Source organism: Pseudomonas xionganensis (assembly GCF_009763245.1).
Classification (GTDB): Bacteria; Pseudomonadota; Gammaproteobacteria; order Pseudomonadales; family Pseudomonadaceae; genus Aquipseudomonas; species Aquipseudomonas xionganensis.
Map to the genome: position 1 here is coordinate 22,605 of NZ_WKJZ01000004.1, position 23,729 is coordinate 46,333.

Annotated in this window: 27 protein-coding genes; 23 read left to right on the forward strand and 4 right to left on the reverse strand. The window is 61.3% G+C overall.

Annotated features, from left to right (window positions below; all coding sequences use genetic code 11):
- Positions 1-45: 45 nt before the first annotated feature.
- Entirely contained in the window at positions 46-624 is a 579-nt protein-coding gene (locus tag GJV18_RS17145; RefSeq protein ID WP_160347708.1) for a Maf family protein, read from the reverse strand.
- 115 nt (positions 625-739) lie between these two features.
- Between GJV18_RS17145 and GJV18_RS17150 the strand changes: the two genes are divergently transcribed.
- The 13 genes from GJV18_RS17150 (at position 740) to GJV18_RS17210 (ending at position 10,813) form a co-directional block, all read left to right on the forward strand.
- On the forward strand, positions 740-1,267 hold the full coding sequence (locus GJV18_RS17150; protein ID WP_160347709.1) for a YceD family protein: 528 nt from the start codon (positions 740-742) through the stop codon (positions 1,265-1,267).
- A 13-nt stretch (positions 1,268-1,280) separates the two neighbouring features.
- Positions 1,281-1,463, forward strand: a complete 183-nt coding sequence (rpmF, locus tag GJV18_RS17155) for a 50S ribosomal protein L32 (RefSeq protein ID WP_037048542.1) — start codon at positions 1,281-1,283, stop codon at positions 1,461-1,463.
- A gap of 3 nt (positions 1,464-1,466) precedes the next feature.
- Positions 1,467-2,477 carry a phosphate acyltransferase PlsX gene (gene plsX, locus GJV18_RS17160; RefSeq protein WP_160347710.1) on the forward strand — a complete coding sequence of 337 codons (1,011 nt, stop codon included), beginning with the start codon at positions 1,467-1,469 and terminating at the stop codon, positions 2,475-2,477.
- Positions 2,478-2,582: 105 nt separating this feature from the next.
- Entirely contained in the window at positions 2,583-3,521 is a 939-nt protein-coding gene (gene fabD, locus GJV18_RS17165; RefSeq protein ID WP_160347711.1) for an ACP S-malonyltransferase, read from the forward strand.
- Between the two features lie 15 nt (positions 3,522-3,536).
- On the forward strand, positions 3,537-4,280 hold the full coding sequence (gene fabG, locus GJV18_RS17170) for a 3-oxoacyl-ACP reductase FabG (protein ID WP_160347712.1): 744 nt from the start codon (positions 3,537-3,539) through the stop codon (positions 4,278-4,280).
- Positions 4,281-4,472: 192 nt separating this feature from the next.
- The gene (gene acpP, locus GJV18_RS17175; RefSeq protein ID WP_058066290.1) at positions 4,473-4,706 is read left to right on the forward strand and encodes an acyl carrier protein; all 234 of its coding nucleotides are present in this window, start codon (positions 4,473-4,475) and stop codon (positions 4,704-4,706) included.
- Between the two features lie 106 nt (positions 4,707-4,812).
- Positions 4,813-6,057, forward strand: a complete 1,245-nt coding sequence (gene fabF / locus GJV18_RS17180; protein ID WP_160347713.1) for a beta-ketoacyl-ACP synthase II — start codon at positions 4,813-4,815, stop codon at positions 6,055-6,057.
- Positions 6,057-6,872 carry an aminodeoxychorismate lyase gene (pabC, locus tag GJV18_RS17185; RefSeq protein WP_160347714.1) on the forward strand — a complete coding sequence of 272 codons (816 nt, stop codon included), beginning with the start codon at positions 6,057-6,059 and terminating at the stop codon, positions 6,870-6,872. The genes fabF and pabC overlap by 1 nt, the downstream gene beginning before the upstream one ends.
- Before the next feature lie 3 nt (positions 6,873-6,875).
- Entirely contained in the window at positions 6,876-7,922 is a 1,047-nt protein-coding gene (gene mltG, locus GJV18_RS17190; RefSeq protein ID WP_160347715.1) for an endolytic transglycosylase MltG, read from the forward strand.
- Between the two features lie 16 nt (positions 7,923-7,938).
- Positions 7,939-8,571 carry a dTMP kinase gene (tmk, locus tag GJV18_RS17195; protein WP_160347716.1) on the forward strand — a complete coding sequence of 211 codons (633 nt, stop codon included), beginning with the start codon at positions 7,939-7,941 and terminating at the stop codon, positions 8,569-8,571.
- Positions 8,564-9,550, forward strand: a complete 987-nt coding sequence (locus tag GJV18_RS17200) for a DNA polymerase III subunit delta' (protein ID WP_160347717.1) — start codon at positions 8,564-8,566, stop codon at positions 9,548-9,550. The genes tmk and GJV18_RS17200 overlap by 8 nt, the downstream gene beginning before the upstream one ends.
- Before the next feature lie 34 nt (positions 9,551-9,584).
- The gene (locus tag GJV18_RS17205) at positions 9,585-9,941 is read left to right on the forward strand and encodes a PilZ domain-containing protein (RefSeq protein WP_090238100.1); all 357 of its coding nucleotides are present in this window, start codon (positions 9,585-9,587) and stop codon (positions 9,939-9,941) included.
- Between the two features lie 86 nt (positions 9,942-10,027).
- Positions 10,028-10,813 (forward strand): TatD family hydrolase, encoded by a 786-nt coding sequence (locus GJV18_RS17210; protein WP_160347718.1) that lies wholly within the window; start codon positions 10,028-10,030, stop codon positions 10,811-10,813.
- Positions 10,814-11,104: 291 nt separating this feature from the next.
- Here the strand turns inward: GJV18_RS17210 and GJV18_RS17215 are convergent, their stop codons facing one another.
- Positions 11,105-12,238 carry an aminotransferase class V-fold PLP-dependent enzyme gene (locus GJV18_RS17215; protein ID WP_160347719.1) on the reverse strand — a complete coding sequence of 378 codons (1,134 nt, stop codon included), beginning with the start codon at positions 12,236-12,238 and terminating at the stop codon, positions 11,105-11,107.
- A 75-nt stretch (positions 12,239-12,313) separates the two neighbouring features.
- Between GJV18_RS17215 and GJV18_RS17220 the strand changes: the two genes are divergently transcribed.
- From GJV18_RS17220 to GJV18_RS17235, 4 genes are all read left to right on the forward strand, one after another.
- Positions 12,314-12,952 carry a TetR/AcrR family transcriptional regulator gene (locus GJV18_RS17220; protein ID WP_160347720.1) on the forward strand — a complete coding sequence of 213 codons (639 nt, stop codon included), beginning with the start codon at positions 12,314-12,316 and terminating at the stop codon, positions 12,950-12,952.
- 17 nt (positions 12,953-12,969) lie between these two features.
- On the forward strand, positions 12,970-13,866 hold the full coding sequence (locus GJV18_RS17225; RefSeq protein WP_160347721.1) for a radical SAM protein: 897 nt from the start codon (positions 12,970-12,972) through the stop codon (positions 13,864-13,866).
- Positions 13,867-13,965: 99 nt separating this feature from the next.
- Positions 13,966-14,568, forward strand: a complete 603-nt coding sequence (locus GJV18_RS17230) for a DUF4823 domain-containing protein (RefSeq protein ID WP_160347722.1) — start codon at positions 13,966-13,968, stop codon at positions 14,566-14,568.
- A gap of 68 nt (positions 14,569-14,636) precedes the next feature.
- Positions 14,637-15,203 carry a DUF1285 domain-containing protein gene (locus tag GJV18_RS17235; RefSeq protein WP_160347723.1) on the forward strand — a complete coding sequence of 189 codons (567 nt, stop codon included), beginning with the start codon at positions 14,637-14,639 and terminating at the stop codon, positions 15,201-15,203.
- A 222-nt stretch (positions 15,204-15,425) separates the two neighbouring features.
- Here GJV18_RS17235 and GJV18_RS17240 read toward each other — a convergent pair whose 3' ends face one another.
- Positions 15,426-17,090, reverse strand: coding sequence for an electron transfer flavoprotein-ubiquinone oxidoreductase (locus GJV18_RS17240; RefSeq protein WP_160347724.1), 1,665 nt, complete (start codon positions 17,088-17,090; stop codon positions 15,426-15,428).
- A gap of 320 nt (positions 17,091-17,410) precedes the next feature.
- On the opposite strand from GJV18_RS17240, the gene GJV18_RS17245 reads away from it, so the two are divergent.
- Positions 17,411-18,160 (forward strand): electron transfer flavoprotein subunit beta/FixA family protein, encoded by a 750-nt coding sequence (locus GJV18_RS17245; RefSeq protein WP_160347725.1) that lies wholly within the window; start codon positions 17,411-17,413, stop codon positions 18,158-18,160.
- Positions 18,161-19,090 carry an electron transfer flavoprotein subunit alpha/FixB family protein gene (locus GJV18_RS17250; protein WP_160347726.1) on the forward strand — a complete coding sequence of 310 codons (930 nt, stop codon included), beginning with the start codon at positions 18,161-18,163 and terminating at the stop codon, positions 19,088-19,090.
- 57 nt (positions 19,091-19,147) lie between these two features.
- On the opposite strand, the gene GJV18_RS17255 is transcribed toward GJV18_RS17250, so the two are convergent.
- Positions 19,148-20,077: an alpha/beta fold hydrolase gene (locus GJV18_RS17255; RefSeq protein ID WP_160347727.1), complete on the reverse strand. Its 930-nt coding sequence runs from the start codon at positions 20,075-20,077 to the stop codon at positions 19,148-19,150.
- A 111-nt stretch (positions 20,078-20,188) separates the two neighbouring features.
- On the opposite strand from GJV18_RS17255, the gene GJV18_RS17260 reads away from it, so the two are divergent.
- The 4 genes from GJV18_RS17260 (at position 20,189) to GJV18_RS17275 (ending at position 23,714) form a co-directional block, all read left to right on the forward strand.
- Complete coding sequence (locus GJV18_RS17260) at positions 20,189-21,016, forward strand: substrate-binding periplasmic protein (protein WP_160347728.1); 828 nt, start codon at positions 20,189-20,191, stop codon at positions 21,014-21,016.
- A 9-nt stretch (positions 21,017-21,025) separates the two neighbouring features.
- Positions 21,026-21,379, forward strand: coding sequence for a DUF4398 domain-containing protein (locus GJV18_RS17265; RefSeq protein ID WP_160347729.1), 354 nt, complete (start codon positions 21,026-21,028; stop codon positions 21,377-21,379).
- Positions 21,376-22,179 carry an OmpA family protein gene (locus tag GJV18_RS17270; protein WP_160347730.1) on the forward strand — a complete coding sequence of 268 codons (804 nt, stop codon included), beginning with the start codon at positions 21,376-21,378 and terminating at the stop codon, positions 22,177-22,179. Before GJV18_RS17265 ends, GJV18_RS17270 begins: the two co-directional genes overlap by 4 nt.
- A gap of 95 nt (positions 22,180-22,274) precedes the next feature.
- Entirely contained in the window at positions 22,275-23,714 is a 1,440-nt protein-coding gene (locus GJV18_RS17275) for an aminotransferase-like domain-containing protein (protein ID WP_160347731.1), read from the forward strand.
- Positions 23,715-23,729: the final 15 nt, after the last annotated feature.

Below are 23,729 nucleotides of genomic sequence, written 5' to 3' on the forward strand. Positions count from 1 at the left end.
CTGTTTTAGAGCAAAAGGCTCGGTCAGTGACCGGGCCTTTTGCTTTCAGGGGATCTCGACTCCGGCGGCCTGCAGCATATCCACCAGGCGGATCAGAGGTAGGCCGATCAGGCTATTGGCGTCGCTGCCTTCAGTGCTGCGAAACAGGCTTACGCCCAAGCCTTCGGATTTGAAGCTGCCTGCGCAGTCATAGGGTTGTTCGGCGTGCAGATAGCGCTCGATCTGCGCCTCGCTGAGGGGGCGGAAGTGTACGGTAAAGGGGATGCAATCGGTCTGTAGCTGGCCGCTCTGGCTGTTGAGCAGGCTCAGGCCGGTGAGAAAGGTCAGGCTCTTACCGCTGGCGGCCAGTAACTGTTCGCGGGCGCGCTCAAAGTTGTGGGGTTTGCCGATGATCTGATTGTCGAGCACGGCCACCTGATCGGAGCCGATAATCAGGTGGTTGTCAAAGCTGTGGCTCAGGGTCAGGGCTTTCTGTGCGGACAGGCGTCGTACCAGGGTGTCGGCCTGCTCTGCGGGCAGGGGAGATTCGTCAATATCCGGTGCGCTGCAGCTGAAGGGTAGGCGCAGGCGGCTGAGCAGCTCGCGCCGATAAGGGGAACTGGAGGCGAGTACCAACGGCAGCATGGCTTTTCCTTTACCGGGTTTTCAATCGGGCGTCGATTTTAGCGGGGCGGCCAGCCGGCGGACAGGCCGAATTTCCTTTGACAGCGGCGGGTTGCATCCCTAGAATGCGCCGCCTATGTCAAATGGACCGATTCCACCTCACGTAGATCCGCGCAAGTTGGCTGATCGTGGCGCCACCCTTGAAGGTGAGCTGCAGCTGATCGATTTGCAGCGTCTCTGCGGTGCACTTGCTGATGATGGCGGTGCAGTACGCACGAAGTTTGTCTTCGAGCGTGATGAGCGCAATGCTGTGGTTTTCCATAGCGAGCTTGAGGCGGAAGTCAAAATGGTTTGCCAGCGTTGTCTGGAGCTGGTCACTTTGCCGATCCACAGTGCCTGTGATTACGCTGTGGTGAAGGAAGGTGCGAATACCCAGTCAGTGCCGAAAGGCTATGACGTGCTTGAATTGGGTGAAGACCCATTGGATCTGCTGGCGTTGGTTGAGGAGGAGCTTCTGCTCGCCTTGCCGATTGTCCCGGCTCATGACCCTAAAGATTGCCAGCAACCGGCCGGCCTCGAAGAGCCCGAGTCGAGTGAGGACGAGGTAACGCGGTCCAACCCGTTCAGTGTATTGGCACAGTTAAAGCGTGACCCAAACGTTTAGGAGTTAATCAGTTATGGCTGTTCAGCAGAACAAAAAATCCCGTTCCGCCCGTGACATGCGTCGTTCCCATGACGCCCTCGAGGCTAGCGCTCTGTCCGTTGAGAAGAGCACCGGTGAAGTTCACCTGCGCCACCACGTTTCGCCGGAAGGTGTTTACCGTGGTCGCAAAGTGATCGACAAGGGCGCTGACGAGTAATCCTTGTCCGCCTCGATCATCGCGATTGATGCAATGGGTGGGGACTTCGGTCCCCACTGCATTGTTCCAGCCAGTATTGCCTGCCTGGCTGAATACCCCTCGCTGCACCTGGTCCTTGTCGGCCAACCCTCCCTTATCGAACCCTTGATTGCCCGTTATCCGCACGTAGATCGCGCACGCCTGCGTGTTGAGCCGGCTGCGGAAATCATCGCCATGGACGAGCGCCCGGCCCAGGCTCTGCGTGGCAAGCCCGATTCGTCGATGCGAGTGGCCTTGGGGCTGGTGCGCGATGGGCGGGCTCAGGCCTGCGTCAGTGCCGGCAATACCGGGGCGCTGATGGCCTTATCGCGCTATGTGCTGAAAACCTTGCCGGGCATCGACCGGCCGGCCATGGTCAGTGCCATTCCGACCGAGGCAGGCAGCTGTCAGTTGCTCGATCTGGGCGCCAATGTCGACTGCAGTGCCGAGCACCTGTACCAGTTTGCCGTGATGGGGGCGGTGGCGGCCGAGGTGCTGGGGGTGGCCAGGCCGCGGGTGGCCTTGCTGAATGTGGGTACGGAAGAGATCAAGGGCAATCAGCAGGTCAAGCTGGCGGCCAATCTGTTGCAGCAGGCTCAAGGACTCAACTACATAGGCTTTGTCGAGGGCGATGGGCTCTATCGTGGCGAGGCGGATGTGGTGGTGTGCGACGGTTTTGTCGGCAATATCCTGCTCAAGTCCAGTGAGGGGTTGGCCGGCATGATTGGGCAGCGCATCGAAGCGCAGTTCCGCTCCGGTCTAGGGGCGCGCCTGATTGGTCTGTTGGCGCGGCCGCTGTTGCGGCGTCTACGCCAGGAATTGGCGCCGGCTCAGCATAATGGCGCCAGTTTTCTGGGGCTGCAGGGTATCGTGATCAAGAGCCATGGTGCGGCCGGCCCTGAAGGTTTCAAAAGCGCCATTCGCCGAGCATTGGCGGAGATTGAAGAAAATCTGCCGCAACGTTTGCACGGTAGACTGGGCGAGCATCTGCTATAGGATGTGACCGCGGCCAGTGCTCCGTCATCCAACTGTCAGTTTTTTGCGCTTGGCAAAGCCGAGTGACACCTTCTTCCGACGACAAGACTTTTAGGGACTCCCTCCATGTCTGCATCCCTCGCATTTGTCTTTCCCGGTCAGGGCTCCCAGTCCCTGGCCATGCTGGCCGAGCACGGCGCTCAGCAGTCGCTGATCCTCGATACCTTTGCCGAAGCCTCCGAAGCCCTGGGCTACGATCTGTGGGCCTTGACCCAGCAAGGTCCGGAAGAACAGCTCAATCAGACCGACAAGACCCAGCCGGCCATCCTCACCGCTTCCATTGCCCTGTGGCGTCTGTGGCTGGCAGAGGGCGGCGCTCAGCCGGCTTTTGTGGCAGGCCATAGTCTCGGTGAGTACTCCGCCCTGGTGGCGGCTGGCAGCCTGTCCCTGGCTGCCGCGGTAAAACTGGTTGAGCACCGTGGACAGCTGATGCAGCAGGCCGTTCCGGCCGGGCAGGGCGGTATGGCGGCGATTCTCGGCCTGGAAGACGCCGATGTGCTGGCCGCCTGCGCCGAAGCTGCCCAGGGTGAGGTGGTCAGTGCGGTGAATTTCAATGCCCCGGGCCAGGTGGTGATCGCCGGTGGCGCCGCCGCCGTGGCGCGCGCCGTCGAGGCGTGCAAGGCGCGCGGTGCCAAGCGTGCCATGCCGCTGCCGGTCAGTGTGCCGTCTCACTGCGCACTGATGAAGCCTGCCGCCGAGCGCTTTGCCGAAGCGGTTCAGGCGATTGCCTGGCAGGCGCCGCAGATCGCTCTGGTACAGAACGTCAGTGCGGCGGTGGTGAGTGATCTGGCCGTGCTGCAGCGCGACCTGCTGGCGCAGTTGTACAGCCCGGTGCGCTGGGTCGAGTCCATGGTCTGCCTGGCCGAGCAGGGTGTCACCGATCTGGTCGAGTGTGGCCCGGGCAAGGTGCTCTCTGGTTTGAACAAGCGCTGCGTCAAAGGCATCAATACCCATAACCTGGATACCCCGGACGCTTTCGCCGCTGTGCGTGCGGCCCTGGTCTGATTAAGGAGAAACGCTATGAGTCTGCAAGGTAAGGTGGCCCTGGTAACTGGTGCCAGCCGTGGCATTGGCCAGGCAATTGCGCTGGAACTGGGGCGTCAGGGCGCAATCGTGATCGGTACGGCGACTTCCGCTTCCGGTGCCGAGCGTATTGCCGAGACCCTCAAGGAGCACGGTATCGAAGGTGCAGGTCTGGTATTGGATGTGGGCAATGACGAATCGGTGGCCAGCACCCTGGAACATATCCAGCAACACCTTGGTCAGCCGTTGATTCTGGTCAACAACGCCGGCATCACGCGCGATAACCTGATGCTGCGGATGAAGGATGACGAGTGGTTCGATGTCATCAATACCAACCTGAGCAGCCTCTATCGCTTGACCAAGGCGGTGTTGCGCGGCATGACCAAGGCCCGTTTCGGCCGCATCATCAACATCGGTTCGGTGGTGGGCGCCATGGGCAACGCCGGTCAGGTCAACTATGCTGCGGCCAAGGCCGGGCTGGAAGGCTTTGGTCGCGCCCTGGCGCGCGAAGTCGGCTCCCGCGGTATTACCGTAAATGCCGTGGCACCGGGCTTTATCGACACCGATATGACCCGCGAACTGCCGGATGCGCAGCGTGATGCGCTGCTGACCCAGATTCCGCTGGGCCGTTTGGGGCAGGCCGAGGAGATCGCAAAAGTGGTCGCTTTCCTCGCTTCCGATGGCGCGGCTTACGTCACAGGGGCTACTATCCCTGTGAATGGCGGGATGTATATGAGCTAAATGTGACGAGGGCTCGGGAAAAACTGTCATAGAGGCTGTCTAAAATCCGTTATAAAGCTGCAACAGGCTTATAGGCAGATCGTGTGAGGTTCCGGGGCTCCCGGCATTGCGCTTGAAATGCTAAAAACCCTTTCTATACACTTGGCCGCAGACCAGCAGCCTGGTTTTGTCCAATAGGAGTGAAAACAAGTTATGAGCACCATCGAAGAACGCGTCAAGAAAATCGTTGCCGAGCAACTTGGCGTCAAAGAAGAGGAAGTTACCAACAGCGCTTCCTTCGTCGAAGACCTGGGTGCCGACTCTCTTGACACCGTTGAACTGGTGATGGCTCTGGAAGAGGAATTCGAGACCGAGATCCCGGACGAGCAAGCTGAGAAGATCACCACTGTTCAGGAAGCCATCGACTACGTTACCGCTCACGCCTAAGACGTATTCGTCGGTTCCCGACTCGGAAAAGCCGCACTCCCTTATCAGGTGTGCGGCTTTTCTTTAAGCGCAGTATGAGCGTTGATAATTAGAAAAGGAGATTGCTGTGTCGCGTAGACGCGTCGTGGTTACCGGTATGGGCATGCTGTCGCCGCTGGGTAACGATGTGCCGAGCAGCTGGCAGGGTATTTTGGCCGGCCGCAGTGGCATCGGCCTGCTTGAGCATATGGACCTTTCCGCGTTCTCCACCCGATTCGGTGGTGCGGTCAAAGGCTTCAATGTCGAGGAGTACCTGTCCGCCAAAGAGGCACGCAAGCTCGATCTGTTTATTCAATATGGCCTGGCGGCCAGCTTTCAGGCCATGCGTGATGCCGGGCTGGAAGTCACCGATGCCAATCGTGAGCGTATTGGCGTGGCCATGGGCTCGGGTATCGGCGGGCTGACCAATATCGAGAACAACTGCAAATCCTTGCATGAGCAGGGGCCGCGGCGCATGTCGCCGTTCTTCGTGCCCGGCTCGATCATCAATATGATTTCCGGCTTCCTGTCGATCCATCTTGGGCTGCAGGGGCCCAACTACGCCATCGCCACGGCGTGCACCACGGGCACCCACTGCATTGGCATGGCGGCACGCAATATCGTCTACGGTGAAGCCGATGTGATGGTCGCCGGTGGCGCCGAGATGGCTGCCTGTGGCCTGGGCATGGGCGGCTTCGGTGCGGCCCGGGCATTGTCCACCCGCAATGATGAGCCGACCAAGGCCAGTCGCCCATGGGACAAGGGGCGCGATGGTTTCGTCCTGTCCGATGGCGCCGGCGCTCTGGTACTGGAAGAGCTTGAGCATGCCAAGGCCCGTGGCGCCCATATCTACGCCGAGTTGATCGGTTTTGGCATGAGTGGTGACGCCTACCATATGACGTCGCCGCCCGAGGATGGCGCCGGTGCGGCGCGCTGCATGAGCAACGCCCTGCGTGATGCCGGTATCAGTGCCGATCAGGTGCAGTACATCAATGCCCACGGGACCTCTACCTCGGCCGGTGACAAGGCCGAGGTGGCCGCGATCAAGTCGGTATTCGGCGAACATGCCTACAAGCTGTCGGTGAGTTCGACCAAATCCATGACCGGCCACTTGCTGGGCGCGGCCGGGGCGGTGGAGGCAATCTTCAGTGTGCTGGCCATCCGTGATCAGGTGGCGCCGCCAACCATCAATCTGGATGAGCCGGATGAGGGTTGCGATCTGGACTTCGTCGCCCATCAGGCCAAGGCCATGCCGATCAAAGTGGCGCTGTCCAACTCCTTCGGTTTCGGTGGCACCAATGGCTCGCTGGTATTTCGTCGGTTCGCCGGCTGATGCTGAGCTGGGTTGACGGCGCGCCGGCCACGCAGCTGTCCGTGCAGGACCGCGGCCTGGCCTATGGCGATGGGCTGTTCGAAACCATCGCCGTGCGCGCCGCGCAGCCGGTGTTGTCGGAGCGTCATCTGGCCCGGCTGGCCGAGGGCTGCGCGCGCCTGGCCATACCCCTGGACCTGGCGTTGCTGACGGCCGAGTTGCGGGCCTTCTGTGGCCAGCTGAACGAAGGGGTGGCCAAGCTGATTCTGAGTCGGGGTGATGGCTTGCGCGGCTATGGCCCGCCGCCAGCGCCTCAGCCGCGGCGTATTCTCCTGGGCAGCCCGCCGCCCAGCTATCCGGCCGCCTATGCCGAGCAGGGCGTGCGTCTGTTCCCCTGCGCCACGCGCCTGGGCGAACAGCCGTTGCTGGCCGGTCTCAAGCATCTTAATCGTCTGGAGCAGGTGCTGGCGCGGGCCGAGTGGCAGGACGCCGAGCATGCCGAGGGCCTGATGCGTGACAGCAGCGGGCGGGTGATCGAGGGCGTCTACAGCAACCTGTTTCTGGTCAAGGATAGCGTGCTGATCACCGCCGATCTGTCGCGCTGTGGCGTGGCCGGGGTGATGCGTGCCGAGTTGCTGGAGCAGGCCCGAGCCCTGGGGGTCGAGTGTCAGGTGCGGGATATCGACTATGCCGAGCTGCTGGATGCTGATGAGGTCCTGCTCTGTAACAGCGTTTATGGCGTGTGGCCGGTGCGCGCCCTGGGCTTGCACGACTGGCCGGTCGGCTCGCTGACCCGTAAACTGCAGGCCATTGCCCGCACGTTACTGGATAGCTGATTTGTGATTCGGAAAATTCTGTTGTTGCTCGAAGGGGCTGTGCTCATCGCCGGCCTGCTGGTGGCTCTGGTCGCCTGGCAACAGCATGCGGCCCTGCATCAGGCGCTTAATCTGGATGCGGAGTACTTTATTGAAGTGCCTGCAGGGGCGACACCTGGCGGGGTGCTCAACCGCTTGCAGGCCGATGGTGTTCTCAGTAATGCATTCTGGTTGCGTCTGTACTGGCGCTTCAATCTGCGTGAACAGGCGCTGCACAGTGGCGAGTATCGGGTTATGCCCGGCAACACGGCTTTGGATCTGTTGAGCCTGTGGCGCCGTGGGGAAGTGGTGCAGTACAGCCTGACCCTGGTCGAAGGCTGGAACTTCCGCCAGTTGCGCAGCGCGCTGCAGCGCGAAACCCGTCTGGATCAGCGGCTGGCTGAGCTCAGTGATGCACAGTTGATGGAGCGACTGGGCTTGCCGGGGCTGAATCCTGAGGGACGCTTTTTCCCCGATACCTATCGATTTGTCCGCGGTATGAGCGATCTGGATCTGCTCAAGCAGGCCCATGCCCGGCTGGAGCAGGTGCTGGCCGAGGAGTGGGCGACGCGGGCCGAGGGCTTGCCCTACAAGGAACCCTACGAGGCCCTGATCATGGCGTCCATGATCGAGAAGGAAACCGGGGTGCCGGAGGAGCGTGGCGAGATCGCCGGTGTGTTTATCCGTCGCCTGCGTATCGGCATGCGCCTGCAGACCGACCCCACGGTGATCTATGGCATGGGCGAGCGCTACAACGGGCGCATTACCCGCGCCGATCTGCGCGAGCCAACCCCCTACAACACCTACACCATCGACGGCATGCCGCCCACGCCTATTGCCCTGGTTGGCCGCGAGGCGATTCATGCAGCGCTCAATCCGGCCGAGGGCTCTAGCCTGTATTTCGTGGCCAGGGGTGATGGTAGTCATGTATTTTCCAATACCCTGGAGCAGCACAATCGGGCCGTGCGCGAGTATCAGCTCAAGCGCCGTGCGGACTATCGCTCCAGTCCGGCCCCCCGTAGTGCCCAATAACGAGTAAGGACAGCCTGTGAGCGGTTTGTTTATCACCCTGGAAGGGCCGGAAGGTGCGGGCAAGAGTACCAATCGCGAGTACCTGGCCGAGTGCCTGCGCAGGCAGGGACTGGATGTGCTGATGACTCGCGAGCCAGGCGGCACGCCGCTGGCCGAGCGTATTCGTGAGTTGCTGCTGGCGCCCAGTGCTGAACCCATGGCCAGTGACACCGAGCTGCTGCTGGTATTTGCCGCACGGGCCCAGCATCTGGCTCAGGTGATTCGTCCGGCTCTGGAGCGCGGCTGTGTTGTCCTCTGTGACCGATTTACCGACGCCACCTATGCCTATCAGGGCGGTGGTCGAGGCTTGTCTACGTCACGTATCGCTGTGCTGGAAGCTTTCGTTCAGGGAGATCTGCGTCCGGATCTGACCCTGATATTCGATCTGCCGGTGGAGGTGGGGCTGGCCCGGGCGGCAGCGCGCGGGCGTCTGGATCGCTTCGAGCAGGAGGGCCAGGCCTTCTTCCAGGCGGTGCGTCAGGCCTATCTGCAGCGCGCCGCAGCAGAGCCGCAGCGCTATCGCATTATCGACGCCGGGCAATCTCTGGCGCAGGTGCAGCTCAGTTTGGATGTACTGCTGCCGCAGTTGCTGGAGCTGGCCCGTGGCTGAGGCTTATCCCTGGCAGCAAGCGCTGTGGCAGCAGCTGGCAGGGCGCAGCCAACACGCCCATGCCTACCTGCTGCACGGGCCGGCCGGTATCGGCAAGCGCGCCCTGGCCGAGCGTCTGATGGCGCGGTTGTTGTGTCAGCGCCCGAATGGCCTGGATGCCTGCGGCCAGTGCAAGTCCTGTCATCTGCTGGCGGCCGGTAGCCACCCTGATAATTTCATCCTTGAACCTGAAGAAGCCGACAAGGCGATCAAGGTCGATCAGGTGCGTGAGCTGGTCGGTTTCGTGGTGCAGACCGCGCAGCTGGCCGGGCGCAAGGTGGTGCTGGTGGAGCCGGTGGAGGCGATGAACCTGAATGCCGCCAACGCCCTGCTCAAAAGTCTAGAAGAGCCTTCCGGCAATACCGTGTTGTTGCTGGTCAGCCATCAACCCAGTCGCCTGCTGCCAACGGTCAAGAGCCGCTGTGTGCAGCAGGCCTGCCCGCTGCCCAGTGAGGCAGTAAGCCTTGAGTGGCTGGCCAAGGCCTTGCCGGATTGCAGCGCCGATGAGCACCGCGAGTTGCTGTTCCTGGCCGCAGGCTCGCCCCTGGCGGCTGTGCGCATGCATGAGCAGGGGGTTATCGCCCAGCGTGCCCTGGTGGTGGAGGGGGTGAAGAAACTGCTTAAACAGCAGATTGCCCCCAGTCAGCTGGCCGAGGGCTGGAATGCGGTCTCGTTGCAGTTGCTGTTTGACTGGTTCTGCCAGTGGTCGCAACTGATCCTGCGTTATCAGCTGAGTCGGGACGAGGCGGGCCTGGGGCAGGCCGATATGCGCAAGGTGGTGCAGTACCTGGCGGATAAAACCCCCCAGGCCAAGGTGCTGCATATCCAGGATTGGTTGCTGGCCCAGCGACAGAAGGTGCTGGGCAAGGCCAACCTCAATCGTGTGTTGCTTCTCGAAGCCTTGCTCGTGCAGTGGGCAAGCCTGCCCGGACCGGGCTAGAATCGGCTATTGAGTCATAAATCAGGAATGCCGCATGAGTCTGCCTCCTAATCTGGGTCCGCGTAACGGGATTTTGTCGCTGACGATCAAGGACAAGTCCGTGCTCTACGCCGCGTATATGCCCTTTATCAAGAATGGCGGCCTGTTTATTCCCACCAACAAGAGCTACAAGCTCGGTGACGAAGTCTTTATGCTGCTCAACCTGATGGATGAGCCGGAGAAGATTCCGGTGGCCGGCAAGGTGGTCTGGATCACCCCCAAGGGTGCCCAGGGCAATCGCGCCGCCGGTGTCGGCGTGCAGTTCAACGATGGTGACAATACCGCGCGCAACAAGATCGAGACCTACCTGGCCGGGGCGCTGACCTCGGACCGTCCGACCCATACCATGTAACGACAGCTGCAGGCCGCAAGTCGCAAGCGACAGGAAAGCGCCGGCGTTTACGCTTTTGCATGTGGCTTGCAGTTTGGGGCTTTTCTATGTTGATCGACTCTCACTGCCATCTTGACCGTCTCGATCTGGCGGCCCACGGTGGCTCCCTGGATGCCGCGCTGGATGCTGCACGCGCCCGCGGTGTGGGGCACTTCCTCTGTATCGGTGTCAGTGCCGACAACGCCGCAACCGTCAAAGCACTGGCCGAGCGCTATGCCGATGTCGACTGTTCGGTGGGCGTGCATCCGCTGGATCTCGAACCGGGTGCCGAGCCGGCACTGGACTGGCTGCTGGCTGAACTGGCTCACCCCAAGGTGGTGGCCATCGGTGAAACGGGCCTGGACTATCACTACGAACCGGAATCCGCTGCCTTGCAGCAGACCTCCTTTCGTCTGCACCTGGAAGCGGCGCGCGTCACCGGCAAGCCGGTGATCGTGCATACCCGTGAGGCCCGTGCCGATACCCTGGCCCTGCTGCGCGAAGCAGCGTTGCCCCAGGCCGGTGTGCTGCATTGCTTTACCGAGGATTGGGAGATGGCCAAGGCCGCTCTGGATCTGGGCTTCTATATTTCCCTGTCCGGCATCGTGACCTTTCGCAATGCCGAAGCGCTGCGCGAAGTCGCGCGCCAGGTGCCTGCTGATCGCTTGCTGGTGGAAACCGATTCGCCCTATCTGGCGCCGATCCCACATCGTGGTAAGCCGAATCTGCCGGAGTACGTGCGCGACGTGGCCGACTACCTGGCTGTACTGCGTGGCGTGAGCTGCGAGCAATTGGCCGAGCAGACCACAAGCAACTTCAAGCGCCTGTTCCCGCTGGCCAGAGTCGCCTCGTAAAAGCTGTGCAAAAAGTCTCTGGAGCAATTTTGACGTCGCTCCGGGCTGGCTTGCAGGGTGCCTGCCACGGATGGCGAGGTCAAAAAAAACCCGGGCTATGGGGGATGAGTCCGGGTTAAGACCATTAGGAGTAAATCAAGGTACGCGGTCCACGGTACCTTGCCTGGCGGGGCACTTGGGGGGAGATGCCGCACACCAGTACCCTTCAGTATTGGCGAAGTTTCCTGATCGTCCAGGCCATTTCGGCCAGTTCTTAAACGGATTTGGAATACCCGAAGCGCTGTTGAGTCCTCAACCAGTAACCAGCTGGTGCACAAGGGCCAGGGTTTCCTCGATCACGCCCTCTGGCGTATAGAAATGCGGTGAAAAACGTATACCGGCACCGCGCTGGGCGCAGATCACCTGCTGATCCAGCAGGCGCTTGTGCAGCAACTGATTATCCCAACCCTCCAGGCTGAACGTGAGGATGCCGGCGCGGCGTGCAGGCTCTAGCGGGCTGTGCAGCTGGCAGCCGGGCAGGCGCTGTAGACCATCCTGCAGCGCCTGGATGCGTTCGTTCAGACCCTGGGCCACCTGCGCCATGCCGACTTCTTCGAGCAGCGACAGGCTGGCCTCCAGGGCCATGGCGCCGAGCATATTGGGGCTGCCGCATTCAAAGCGTTTGCCGCTGTGGGCGGGTTGCCAGTCCTGGCGCTGGTAGTCGCCGGCATGTTCGAGCATATGCCAACCGTATTCGTGCAGTTTGAGTTGCTCGCGCAGTTCGTCGCGGCAGTAGAACACCCCCAGCCCTTCCGGCCCCAGCAGCCACTTGTGACCGTCGGCCATGGCGAAGTCGCAGGCATAGGCCTGCACGTCGAAGGGCAGGGCGCCCAGCTGTTGGATGGCGTCGATACAGAACAGCACGCCACGCTGCCGGCAGCCTTGGCCCAGGCGGGCAAGATCCAGGCGTAGGCCGCTGGCGTATTGCACGGCGCTGACCGACAACAGCCGGGTGCGCGGGCCGCAGGCGGCAAGCAGCGCGCCTTCCGGGTCGCTAGCTGTCAGGCTGATCTGCCGCACCTCGACACCAAAGCGGCTCAGGGCCTCCCATACGATACGGTTGGAGGGAAATTCCTCATCGCTGATCAGTACCTGGTCACCGGCCCGCCAGTCGAGGCCGAAGGCGACAAAGGACAGCGCCTCAGAGGTGTTCTTGGCCAGGGCGATATCGGCGCTGCTGGGCGCATTGAGCAGGCGTTGCAGGCGTTCGCGCAGGCGGCGTTCGACCCCCAGCCAGTCCGGGTAGTCGCGGGCGCCGCTGAGCAGGTTTTCCTGGGCGAATGCCGTGACCGCCTCTGCGGCGCGTCTGGGCCAGGGGGCGACGGCTGCATGGTTCAGATAGCGCAGCCCGGGCGCTTGGGGGAACTCGTCATGAAGTCCGTACATGGTCGGATGATCCGTGCAATTTGCCGTCAATTAGGCATAATACGCCCCTTCGTTTTTCGACCTCTTAGTCCTTTTATGCATAAAGAACCCCGCAAGGTCCGTGAGTTTCGCCGCCGCGAACAGGAAATTCTCGATACAGCGCTGAAGCTCTTCCTCGAACAGGGCGAAGACAGCGTGACAGTGGAGATGATTGCCGATGCCGTGGGTATCGGCAAAGGCACCATCTACAAGCATTTCAAGTCCAAGGCCGAGATCTACCTGCGCCTGATGCTCGACTACGAACGCGACCTCAATGCCTTGCTGCACTCGGCCGACATCGACCGCGACAAGGAAGCCCTGTCCCGGGCCTACTTCGAGTTCCGCATGCGTGACCCGCAGCGCTATCGCCTGTTCGACCGCCTGGAAGAGAAGGTGGTCAAGGGCAACCAGGTGCCGGAGATGGTCGAGCAACTGCACAAGATTCGCGCCTCCAACTTCGAGCGTCTGACCCAGCTGATCAAGGGCCGCATCGCCGAAGGCAAACTGGAAGACGTGCCGCCGTACTTCCACTACTGCGCCGCCTGGGCCCTGGTGCATGGCGCCGTGGCGCTGTACCACTCGCCGTTCTGGAGCAATGTGCTGGAAGATCAGGAAGGCTTTTTCCAGTTCCTGATGGACATCGGCGTGCGCATGGGCAACAAGCGCAAGCGCGACGGCGAACCTTCCCAGGGCTGATAGCCGGGCGAGCAGGTATGAGCATGCAGGATTTCCCCATCGCCTATATCGAGCCGGTGTTTCGCCCGCCCAGCGAAGCCCATTCGCTGATTCTGCCGGTGACCAACGGCTGTTCCTGGAACCATTGCACCTTCTGCGAAATGTATACCCAGGAGCAGAAGAAATTCCGCGCCCGCGACGAAGCCCAGGTGCTGGAGGAGATCCGCCGTGCCGGCCAGCAGCTGATCGTTCAGCGGGTGTTTCTGGCTGACGGTGACGCCCTAGTGCTGCCGACCCGCCGCCTGCTGAGCATTCTGCAGGCGATCCGCGAGCATATGCCCGAGGTCAGGCGCGTCTCCAGTTATTGCCTGCCGCGCAATCTGCGCAAGAAATCGGTGGATGAACTCAAGGAACTGGCCGATGCCGGGCTGAAGATGGCCTATGTTGGCTGCGAGTCCGGCGATGATGAAGTGCTGGCGCGGGTCAACAAGGGCGAGACCTATGAGTCGAGCCTGAGCGCCCTGGACAAGCTGGGGCAGGCTGGTATCACCCGCTCGGTGATGATCCTCAACGGCCTGGGCGGCGCCTCCCTGAGCCAGCAGCACGCCGACAATTCGGCGCGCCTGATGAACGAGGCGCAGCCCGAGTACCTGTCGACCCTGGTAGTGAGCTTTCCCATGGGAGAGGCGCGTTTTCGGGCGAATTTTGCCGACTACCAGTCGCTGACCCAGGAGCAGCTGTTTCTTGAAGTGGAGCGTCTGCTGCAGGGCCTGGAGCTGCGCGACACGGTATTTCGCAGCGACCATGCCTCCAACTATCTGGTGCTCAAGGGCAACCTGGGCGCCGACAAGGCGCGCATGCTGGCTCAGGTGCGCCAGGCCATCGAGCAGCCGCAGCAGGCCAGGTTGCGTCAGGAATGGCAGCGCGGCCTCTAAGAGCTCGGACAGAGTCTGCTGCATCCTGGCTCTGCTGGCGTGAAATCTGCATCTAGGCTCTATCCGCCGGTTTTCCGTCACCGGCCGCAGGAGAAAAGCATGCGCATTCTGATACTGATACTGCTGCTTTCTGGCTTGCAGGGCTGCATGAAGCCCAGCGATCTGGCCGATGGCGCTCTTCACCAGCTACGCGATGTCGGTGTGTTGGACCATAGTCAGGTGCAGCGGGCCAGTCCCTGGCGGCTGCAGGCCGACTCTTCGATCTATATCGCTCAGGGCCATTTCACCCCGCCGGGCCAGGCCCATCCGCGGGCCAATGTGGTGGCCGAGGAGGCCTTCAAGGGCTTTGTCGAGTATTTCCCCATGGTCCGCCGGGCCCGGGCGCCGCTTGGTCTGGAACAGGCCCTGAGCGAGGCGCGCGAGGCCGGCGCCCATTATTTGCTCTACAGCCGCTTCGCCTATGCCGATGATCGCATCGGCTCGGTGGAGGAGTGGGAGGATCAGGAGGCCCTGGATCGTCTGGGCACTGATCGCAGTGTGATCCAGTTGATGCTGCTCGATACCGGCAGCCGCTATCTGGTCGATACGGCCCGTATCCGCACCCGTGGCGGTGTGCTGACGCTGTACGATAAAACGCCCGAGGATTTGATCGGTCCGCCGTTGCGTGACTATGCGCGGCGTTTGCTGGGGCTGGGTTATTAGAAACCAGGAGCTTGTGGATGCAGATGCCTGGCGCCTACGATAACCGTACCTAGGGTAAAGGAGTGGGTATGAGCGATACAGGCAAGGTCGGCGATCTGTTGGCACAGATTCCCAAGGGCGAGAAGAAGGGGCTGCCGCCCGTGCATCTGTGGAATCCAGCGTTCTGTGGCGATATCGATATGCGCATCGCCCGCGACGGCACCTGGTTCTATATGGGCACGCCGATTGGTCGTCAGGCCATGGTCAAGCTGTTCTCCACCATCATTCGTCGCGACGGCGACAAGTACGTGCTGGTAACGCCGGTGGAAATGGTCGGTATCCAGGTCGACGATGCGCCCTTTGTCGCGGTCAGCCTGCAGGTGGAGGGCGGGGGTGAGAGCCAGCTGCTGCGTTTTACCAGCAATGTCGAGGATGAGATTGTGGCGGGCGCCGACCACCCGATTCGTGTCGAACTGGATGCGCAGACCGGCGAGCCTGCCCCCTATTTGCATGTGCGCAGCAATCTGGAGGCGCTGATCCACCGCAATGTGTTCTACCAGCTGGTGGAGCTGGCAGTGCCCCGTGATATCGATGGGCAGCGCTGGCTTGGGGTGTGGAGTGGAGGGCAGTTCTTTCCTATTGGTTTGGAGCCATAGGGCGTATCAGGCATCAAAAACAACAAAGGCTCCCGAGGGAGCCTTTGTTGTTTTTGATGCCTGTTTACGATCTTGCGAGCTAGAGCCTTGTAAGGCGCTACGTTAGTAACAGCCTCCGGCTGGTCAAGCAGGTGAGGAAGCGGAGTGTACTGTTGTACATGAGCATTCCGAACCTGTTTTCAACGCAGCAGGGCCGACGCGCAGCAGATCGTAAGCAGGTTCTTACATATTGGGGTAGTTAGGCCCGCCTGTGCCTTCCGGCGCCACCCAGGTGATGTTCTGGGCTGGGTCCTTGATGTCACAGGTCTTGCAGTGCACGCAGTTCTGCGCGTTGATCTGGAATTTCTTCTCGCCGTCTTCCTGAGTCACCACCTCATACACGCCGGCGGGGCAGTAGCGCTGTGCCGGTTCGTCGTACAGCGGCAGGTTCTTGGCCAGCGGAATGCTCGGGTCGGTGAGCTTCAGGTGGCAGGGTTGTTCCTCTTCATGGTTGGTATTGGAGAGGAATACCGAGCTCAGCTTGTCGAAGCTGAGTTTGCCGTCCGGCTTCGGGTAGGCGATCTTCGCGCACTCGGCGGCCGGCTTCAGGCAGGCATAGTCCGGCTTGGTGTCGTGCAGGGTGAAGGGGATCTTGCCACCGAAGAGGTTCTGATCCAGCCAGTTGATACCGCCGCCAACAATGGCGCCAAACTTGTGAATGGCCGGGCCGAAGTTGCGGCTGCGGAACAGCTCGTCATACAACCAGCTGGCCTTGAAGCCTTCTACATAACCGGTCAGTTCATCGCCATCTTCGCGGCCGGCGAACAGTGCATCGGCCACGGCTTCGGCAGCAAGCATGCCGGACTTCATGGCGGTATGGCTGCCCTTGATCTTGGCGAAGTTCAGGGTGCCGAGGTCGCAGCCGATCAGTGCGCCGCCGTTGAATACCATCTTCGGCAGCGAGTTGAGGCCGCCCTTGCAGATGGCGCGAGCGCCGTAGGCAACACGCTTGCCGCCTTCCAGGTACTGAGCCACCACCGGGTGGTGCTTGTAGCGCTGGAACTCGTCAAACGGCGACAGGTGCGGGTTGCCGTAGGACAGGTCGATGATCAGGCCGACCACAACCTGGTTGTTTTCCAGGTGATAGAGAAAGGAACCACCGGTATTCTCGGTGCCCATGATGTCCATCGGCCAGCCGGCGGTGTGCACCACCAGGCCCTGCTCGTGCTTGGCCGGGTCGATGTCCCAGATTTCCTTGATGCCGATGCCGTAGTGCTGAGCGTCGGCTTCGGAGTCGAGGTTGAACTTCTTGATCAGCTGCTTGCCGATGTGGCCGCGGCAGCCTTCGGCGAACAGGGTGTACTTGGCGCGCAGCTCCATGCCCGGGGTGTAGTAACCCTCTTTCGGATTGCCCTCGCGGTCGACACCCAGGTCGCCGGTGAGGATGCCGTAGACCGCGCCTTTTTCGTCAATCAGGGCTTCCTGAGCGGCGAAGCCCGGGTAGATTTCCACGCCCAGGTTCTCGGCCTGCTGGGCCAGCCAGCGGCACAGGTTGCCCAGGGAAATGATGTAGTTGCCTTCGTTGTGCATGGTCTTGGGCACAAAGAAGTCAGGAATGCGGGTGGCCTTCTCGGCATCGCGCAGCAGGTAGATATCGTCGCGCTTGACCGGGGTGTTGAGCGGGGCGCCCAGTTCTTTCCAGTCGGGGAACAGCTCGTTCAGTGCGCGGGGCTCGAATACTGCGCCGGAGAGGATATGGGCACCCACTTCGGAGCCTTTCTCGACCACGCAGACGCTGATTTCTTTACCCGCTTCGGCGGCTTTCTGCTTCAGTCGGCAGGCGGCGGACAGGCCGGAAGGGCCGGCGCCGACGATGACGACGTCGAACTCCATAAATTCGCGTTCCACAGGCTATCTCCTACTCAAGGCACTCTAATTTTATTTGACGATCAGGCTCGTTCCCTGGGCGATGCTGGCGCATTATATCCACACGCTTCAAATGGGCCAATACAAACGTTTGTTTGAATTTTCTGTAGCGGTGCTAGAATCCTACTACATCGCGGACAATTGGCAGGCTCGTTGTATTGACCGAGCCAGGTCGTGCGGTCAAGATACGGGCGGTTTTGGGTCCACCGTTACAGGTAGGCCGCCGGTTCCGGCCGGCATGCTGGTCCCGCCATGTTCGCTTTTGGCGACATTCTTATTCACCGGAGAGTAACGAGGAATCCATGAAGGTTCTTGTAGCTGTCAAACGAGTGGTCGACTACAACGTCAAGGTTCGCGTCAAGGCGGACAACAGCGGCGTTGATCTTGCCAACGTCAAGATGTCGATGAATCCCTTCTGCGAAATCGCCGTGGAAGAAGCGGTGCGCCTGAAAGAAAAAGGCGTGGCCAGTGAAATCGTCGTGGTAACCATCGGCCCGGCCACTGCTCAAGAGCAGCTGCGTACCGCCCTGGCCCTGGGTGCCGACCGTGCCATCCTGGTTGAGTCGGCCGACGAGCTGAACTCCCTGGCTGTGGCCAAACTGCTCAAGGCCGTGGTTGATAAAGAACAGCCGCAACTGGTCATCATGGGCAAGCAGGCCATCGACAGCGACAACAACCAGACCGGCCAGATGCTCGGCGCGCTGACTGGCTTCGGCCAGGGCACCTTCGCCTCCAAGGTTGAAGTGGCTGGCGACAAGGTCAACGTCACCCGCGAAATCGACGGCGGTCTGCAGACCGTTGCGCTGAACCTGCCGGCTATCGTCACCACCGACCTGCGCCTCAATGAGCCGCGCTATGCGTCGCTGCCGAACATCATGAAGGCCAAGAAGAAGCCGCTGGAAACCGTTACCCCGGACGCCCTGGGTGTTTCCACCGCTTCCACCGTCAAGACCCTGAAAGTCGAAGCGCCTGCTACCCGCAGCGCCGGTATCAAGGTCAAGTCCGTGGCTGAACTGATCGAGAAACTGAAGAACGAGGCGAAGGTAATCTAAATGACTATCCTGGTTATCGCTGAACACACCAACGCTGCCCTGGCTGCAGCCACTCTGAACACCGTTGGCGCTGCCGCGAAAATCGGTGGTGACATTCATGTGCTGGTTGCCGGTTCCGCCTGTGGCGCTGCTGCCGAAGCCGCTGCCAAAGTGGCTGGCGTGGCCAAGGTGCTGGTTGCCGACAACGCCGCTTACGAGCACCAGCTGCCGGAAAACGTTGCGCCGCTGGTAGCCGAACTGGGCCAGGGCTACAGCCACATCCTGGCTGCCGCCACCAGCAACGGTAAGAACATCCTGCCGCGCGTTGCCGCTGCCCTGGATGTTGATCAGATCTCGGAAATCATCGCCGTTGAAAGCGCCGATACCTTCAAGCGCCCAATCTACGCCGGTAACGCCATTGCCACCGTGCAGTCCAGTGCTTCCGTAAAAGTGATCACCGTACGTGCCACCGGTTTCGATCCGGTTGCGGCCGAAGGCGGCAGCGCTGCCGTTGAAGCCGTTAGCGGTGCGGCTGATGCGGGCAAGTCGGCGTTCGTCGGCGAAGAGCTGGCCAAGTCCGATCGTCCGGAACTGACCGCTGCCAAGATCGTCGTTTCCGGCGGCCGCGGCATGCAGAACGGTGACAACTTCAAGCACCTGTACGCCCTGGCCGACAAGCTGGGCGCTGCCGTTGGCGCTTCCCGCGCGGCGGTCGACGCAGGCTTCGTACCCAACGACATGCAGGTCGGTCAGACCGGCAAGATCGTTGCACCGCAGCTGTATATCGCCGTTGGTATCTCCGGCGCGATCCAGCACCTGGCTGGTATGAAAGACTCCAAGGTGATCGTAGCGATCAACAAGGACGAAGAAGCACCGATCTTCCAGGTGGCCGACTACGGCCTGGTGGCGGATCTGTTCGAAGCTGTACCTGAGCTGGAGAAGCTGGTTTAAGCCAGTTTCCCCAGTCCAGAAAAAACCCGCTCATCGAGCGGGTTTTTTTATGCGTGCTCAATCATGATGAGCCTTGAGAAAGCCGCGGTAGTGCTCGGCGCTCTGCTGCGGGCGTTCGATCATTGGCGCATGGCCGGTGTTGGCCATTACCACCACGCTGGGCTGGCGCAGCAGCGGCTGCATCACTTCAATGCTGGAAACATGCAGCACGCGGTCCTGCTCGCCCCAGAGCAGCAGAGTAGGGGCCTGGATCTTGCCCAGTTCCGGCTCCAGGGGGATATAGCGTTCGATCAGGTGGTTGAAGACCCGGTCGTAATGGACGCTGTTGGCTGTAGCCTGCGCAGCGAAATAGTCCTTGAGCGAGTCCGGCAGCGTTGGCGCTTCGACAAAGACGAACTGCAGCAGGCGCTCGAAGTCCTCCCGACTTCTGACCACCAGGGGATTGGCTTCACCGCGCTGGATGATCTGGCGCAGCTCGCTGGGCTCCGGTGAGTCGATGCCGGCATTGTTGAACAGCGCCACCGAGAGAACTTGCTCCGGATAGCGAGCAGCATAGAGCGCGCTGATATGACCGCCCATGGAATTGCCGATCAGGTGGGCCTTTCCGATACCCAGGGCTTTGAGGATGCCAGCCAGGCGCTCGGCCTGGGTGCCGACATCGTAGCTGCCTGCGGGCTTGTCGCTGGCGCCAAAGCCAGGGAGGTCAAGGGCCAGCACATGGTAGTCGGAGGTCAGGTGGCGGGCGAAGCGCAGCCAGTTGTCCTTGTTGGCGGCAAAACCATGCAGCATGACAATGCTTTGTGCGGCCCTAGGACCGCCTTCATAGTAATGAATGCTAAGATCGCCCACGGTGATCTGTTTGGCGCTCAGATCGGCCCGTTGCCGTTCGAACCATTGCACGCTGGTAAAGAGGGCGGCTGGCGACAGGTAGAGCAGGGCCGCTGCGGCAAGCAGCAGGCCGAGCAGGTACGCAATTGGTTTTTTCATTTTTCGTCTTTATCGCGAATTGGTATTTGAACATTTAAGCTAGCATGAAGCAGAAATCTTTCGGTGGGTCGCAGTGCAGTCCCCATCCATGGTTGAGTCGAGAAGTTGTCAATGCTTGAGCGTAGTGTCCTGAAATCTCTGTTGTGGGTCCTGAGTCTGTCGCTGCTGCCATGGGCGGCTTTTGCCGCGGGCAAGTGCGAGCGTCTGGTGGCCACCGGCAACCCGGAGTATCCGCCCTATCTCTGGCGTGACCCGCAGAATCCCCGTCAGCTGATCGGTGCCAATGCCGACTTGCTCAAGCATATTGCCGATGAGTTGGGCCTGGTGGTGGATGTGATCTATACCGGCCCCTGGTCCAGGGCCCAGGATGAAGTGCGTACCGGTCGGGTCGATCTGATTGCCGGGGCCTTTCTCACGCTGCCGCGCCTGGAAAGCATGGATTACGTTCATCCGCCGTTCTACTACGCCTCCAGTGTGGTGTGGGTGAGCAAGGAGCGGGCCTTCGATTACAGTGGCTGGGACGACTTGCGCGGACGTACCGGCGATACCCTGGTCAATAACAGTTTCGGTCAGCAATTTGATGCCTACGCCAAGGAGCATCTGACCCTGGAGGGCGTGGCCAGCCTGACCCAGGCTTTCCAGAAGCTGCTGCTGGGCCGCACCGATTATGTGTTGTACGAGCAATACCCGGGACTGGCCGTGGCCGGAACCCAGGGGCTTGAAGAGCACCTGCAGATTCTTCAGCCGCCCATTTCCAGTGAAGGGCTCTATCTGACCCTGTCCCACAACTCCGCCTGCAACGATGCCTGGCTGCGCGGTCAGTTGGCTGTAAAGATGAATCAGGCGTTGCTTGCCGGGCTGCCCGAGCAGTTGCTGCAGCGCAATCTGCTGCTCTGGCAGAGCCAGCAGATGCAGGTCGAGCCCGAATCTACCCCGTAGGAAGCCCACGTGATCAAACCTTCCCTTTGCGCCGCGCTGGCGTTGATCCTCGCTGGCTGTGCGTCGGACCCAGCGCCCAGCGAGCAGTTGCGACTCACTGAACAGACCCTGACCCAGGTGCGCGCCCTGAATATCAGTGCCGAGCAGTCCAGCGGGTTGAAGCTGGCCGAAGAAAAGTTTGCTGCGGCGCAAACGGCCATGACCCAAGGCAAGCACCGTGAGGCTCGCATGCTTGCCGAGCAGGCCGAGCTGGATGCCCGATTGGCGGAGGCTGAGCAAATGCATCATGCCAGTCAGGAGCAGTTGCATGTCCTGCAGGGCAATATCCAGCAATTGCGCAAACAGTTGGGGGCGTTGCAATGAACAAGTGGTTTTTCGCGCCCATGCTGCTGCTTGGCCTGAGCGGCTGTAGCAACCTGTCGTCCAACGATCAGCAACTGCTGGGCGAGGCGCAGGCCAGCTTCAACCGGATCAAGAACGATGCCGATATCCTGCGTGCCGCACCCAAGGATGTGGTCCGCGCCAGCGAGTCCCTGGCCCGGGCCGAGCGCCTGACCAGTTACTGGGGCAGTGCCGAGGATGTGCAGCATTACGCCTACCTCAGCCTGCGTTATGGCGAGATTGCCCAGCAGCAGAGCCTGACCCTGCTCAATCAGGAACGTCAGGCCCAGCTTGAGCTGGAGCGCCAACGCCTGCAGCTGACCCTGCGCGAAGCCAAGCTGCTCAGCGTGCAGCAGCAGACCGCCTGGCTGGCCGAGCAGATGGCCATGCTGCAAGGGGTAGAGGGTGAGCGTGGGCTGGTCATGACCCTGGGCGATGTGCTGTTCGAAGTAGGGGAGGCGGATCTGCTGCCAGCGGCCAATCGCACCCTGTTGCAGGTGGCGCATTTCCTTCAACTCAATCCGCGGCGCAAGGTGCGCATCGAAGGCTATACCGACAATACCGGCAGCGCCGACTTCAATCTTGAGTTGTCTCGCGCCCGCGCCCAGTCGGTGGCTGATTTTCTGCAGGATCTCGGTATTGCTGCCGAGCGCGTCGAGGTCGTGGGGCACGGTATCGACTTCCCCGTGGCCGAGAATGCCTCGGCGCGTGGTCGGGCACAGAATCGTCGGGTGGAGATCGTCTTCTCCGATGAGCAGGGACGGTTAAGCGCCGAACGCTAGCGGCGCACTGTATTGTCGACAAACGGTCGAACTGTACCGATGCAATTCAAGATGGCTGCGCTACTGTTACGGTTCAGTGATGCAGGAGCGCGGCCATGACCAATCTGTTGCTATACCAGCGTATTGCCCAGCAACTGGCGGAAGATATTCGCCGCGGCGTTTATCAGCCCGGTGAGCGGGTGCCTTCGGTACGCAAGATGAGCGCCCAGCTCAATGTCAGCCACGCCACCGTGTTGCAGGCCTATGCCAATCTGGAAGACCAGGGCCTGATCCGTGCCCGCCCGCAATCGGGCTTCTATGTGCACCAGACCCCGGCCCTGACCGCACCAACCCCGGATATCGCGCGGGTTGAGCGTCCCAGCCTGGTCACCCGCAGCAGCATCATCAATCAGATACTCACCGAGTCACGTCGCGAAGGGGTGTTCCCCTTCGGCGCTGCGGTGCCCCATGTCGATTACCTGCCGGTGCGCGCTCTGCATCAGCAACTGGCCAAGGTCACCCGTTTTCACAGTGCCCGGGCCTTCAGCTATATGTTCAGCCCGGGTTTCGAGCCACTGCGTCGCCAGGTGGCGATCCGCATGCGTGATGCCGGAGTGGTGGTTGACCCCTCCGAGGTGGTGATCACCCACGGCTGCGTGGATGCCCTGCAGATGAGCCTGCGGGTGCTGACCAAACCGGGTGATCTGATCGCCGCCGAGTCGCCGACCTATTACGGCCTGCTGCAACTGGCCGACCTGCTGGGCCTGAAGGTCATCGAGATCCCCAGCGACCCGACCACCGGCATCAGCCTGGAGGCCCTGCAGCTGGCCGCCAACCAGTGGCCGATCAAGGCCCTGGTGCTGACCGCACGCTTGTCCAATCCGCTGGGCGGCAGCATCCCCGAGGAACGCCAGCGCCAGCTGCTGCGCCTGGCCGGCGACTACGATATTCAAGTGGTCGAGGACGATATCTACGGCGAGCTGATGTTCGAGCAGGGCCCGACCAAGGCGCTCAAGTCCCATGACCGCGAAGGGCGGGTGATCTACTGCTCCAGCTTTTCCAAGACCCTGTCGCCGGGGGTGCGTATCGGCTGGATCATCGCCGGCAAGTACCAGGAGGAAATCCAGCGCCTGCAGACCTTCAGCACCCATTCGGCGTGCAGCGTGACGCAGATGGCGGTGGCGGCTTATCTGGAGAATGGCGGCTACGACCGTCACCTGCGCTTTATCCGCCAGGAGTACCGCAAGAACCTCAGCGCCTTCCAGCTGGCGGTGCAGCAATACTTTCCCGAAGGCACGCAGATGAGCCGGCCCAAGGGCGGCTTTATCCTCTGGGTCAGCCTGCCGGCCCGGGTCAACAACAAGGACCTGCATGTGCGCGCGCTGCAGCAGGGCATTTCCATCGCCCCGGGGCTGATCTTCAGCAACACCGAGCAGTTCAACCACTGCATCCGCCTGAACTGCGCCATCCCCTGGAACCGCGAAGCCGAGCGGGCGCTGATGACCCTGGGCATGCTGGCCGGGCAGCTATGCCAGGAGGGGGCTGCAAGTTTTTAACAGTGGCTTAACCCT

Excerpts from the sequence above, each read along its gene's own strand:
- GJV18_RS17145 (WP_160347708.1), bottom strand. The coding sequence starts at position 624 with ATGCTGCCGTTGGTACTCGCCTCCAGTTCCCCTTATCGGCGCGAGCTG.
- GJV18_RS17150 (WP_160347709.1), top strand. The coding sequence starts at position 740 with ATGTCAAATGGACCGATTCCACCTCACGTAGATCCGCGCAAGTTGGCT.
- rpmF (WP_037048542.1), top strand. The coding sequence starts at position 1,281 with ATGGCTGTTCAGCAGAACAAAAAATCCCGTTCCGCCCGTGACATGCGT.
- fabD (WP_160347711.1), top strand. The coding sequence starts at position 2,583 with ATGTCTGCATCCCTCGCATTTGTCTTTCCCGGTCAGGGCTCCCAGTCC.
- fabG (WP_160347712.1), top strand. The coding sequence starts at position 3,537 with ATGAGTCTGCAAGGTAAGGTGGCCCTGGTAACTGGTGCCAGCCGTGGC.
- acpP (WP_058066290.1), top strand. The coding sequence starts at position 4,473 with ATGAGCACCATCGAAGAACGCGTCAAGAAAATCGTTGCCGAGCAACTT.
- pabC (WP_160347714.1), top strand. The coding sequence starts at position 6,057 with ATGCTGAGCTGGGTTGACGGCGCGCCGGCCACGCAGCTGTCCGTGCAG.
- GJV18_RS17205 (WP_090238100.1), top strand. The coding sequence starts at position 9,585 with ATGAGTCTGCCTCCTAATCTGGGTCCGCGTAACGGGATTTTGTCGCTG.
- GJV18_RS17210 (WP_160347718.1), top strand. The coding sequence starts at position 10,028 with ATGTTGATCGACTCTCACTGCCATCTTGACCGTCTCGATCTGGCGGCC.
- GJV18_RS17215 (WP_160347719.1), bottom strand. The coding sequence starts at position 12,238 with ATGTACGGACTTCATGACGAGTTCCCCCAAGCGCCCGGGCTGCGCTAT.
- GJV18_RS17220 (WP_160347720.1), top strand. The coding sequence starts at position 12,314 with ATGCATAAAGAACCCCGCAAGGTCCGTGAGTTTCGCCGCCGCGAACAG.
- GJV18_RS17225 (WP_160347721.1), top strand. The coding sequence starts at position 12,970 with ATGAGCATGCAGGATTTCCCCATCGCCTATATCGAGCCGGTGTTTCGC.
- GJV18_RS17230 (WP_160347722.1), top strand. The coding sequence starts at position 13,966 with ATGCGCATTCTGATACTGATACTGCTGCTTTCTGGCTTGCAGGGCTGC.
- GJV18_RS17235 (WP_160347723.1), top strand. The coding sequence starts at position 14,637 with ATGAGCGATACAGGCAAGGTCGGCGATCTGTTGGCACAGATTCCCAAG.
- GJV18_RS17245 (WP_160347725.1), top strand. The coding sequence starts at position 17,411 with ATGAAGGTTCTTGTAGCTGTCAAACGAGTGGTCGACTACAACGTCAAG.
- GJV18_RS17250 (WP_160347726.1), top strand. The coding sequence starts at position 18,161 with ATGACTATCCTGGTTATCGCTGAACACACCAACGCTGCCCTGGCTGCA.
- GJV18_RS17255 (WP_160347727.1), bottom strand. The coding sequence starts at position 20,077 with ATGAAAAAACCAATTGCGTACCTGCTCGGCCTGCTGCTTGCCGCAGCG.
- GJV18_RS17260 (WP_160347728.1), top strand. The coding sequence starts at position 20,189 with ATGCTTGAGCGTAGTGTCCTGAAATCTCTGTTGTGGGTCCTGAGTCTG.
- GJV18_RS17270 (WP_160347730.1), top strand. The coding sequence starts at position 21,376 with ATGAACAAGTGGTTTTTCGCGCCCATGCTGCTGCTTGGCCTGAGCGGC.
- GJV18_RS17275 (WP_160347731.1), top strand. The coding sequence starts at position 22,275 with ATGACCAATCTGTTGCTATACCAGCGTATTGCCCAGCAACTGGCGGAA.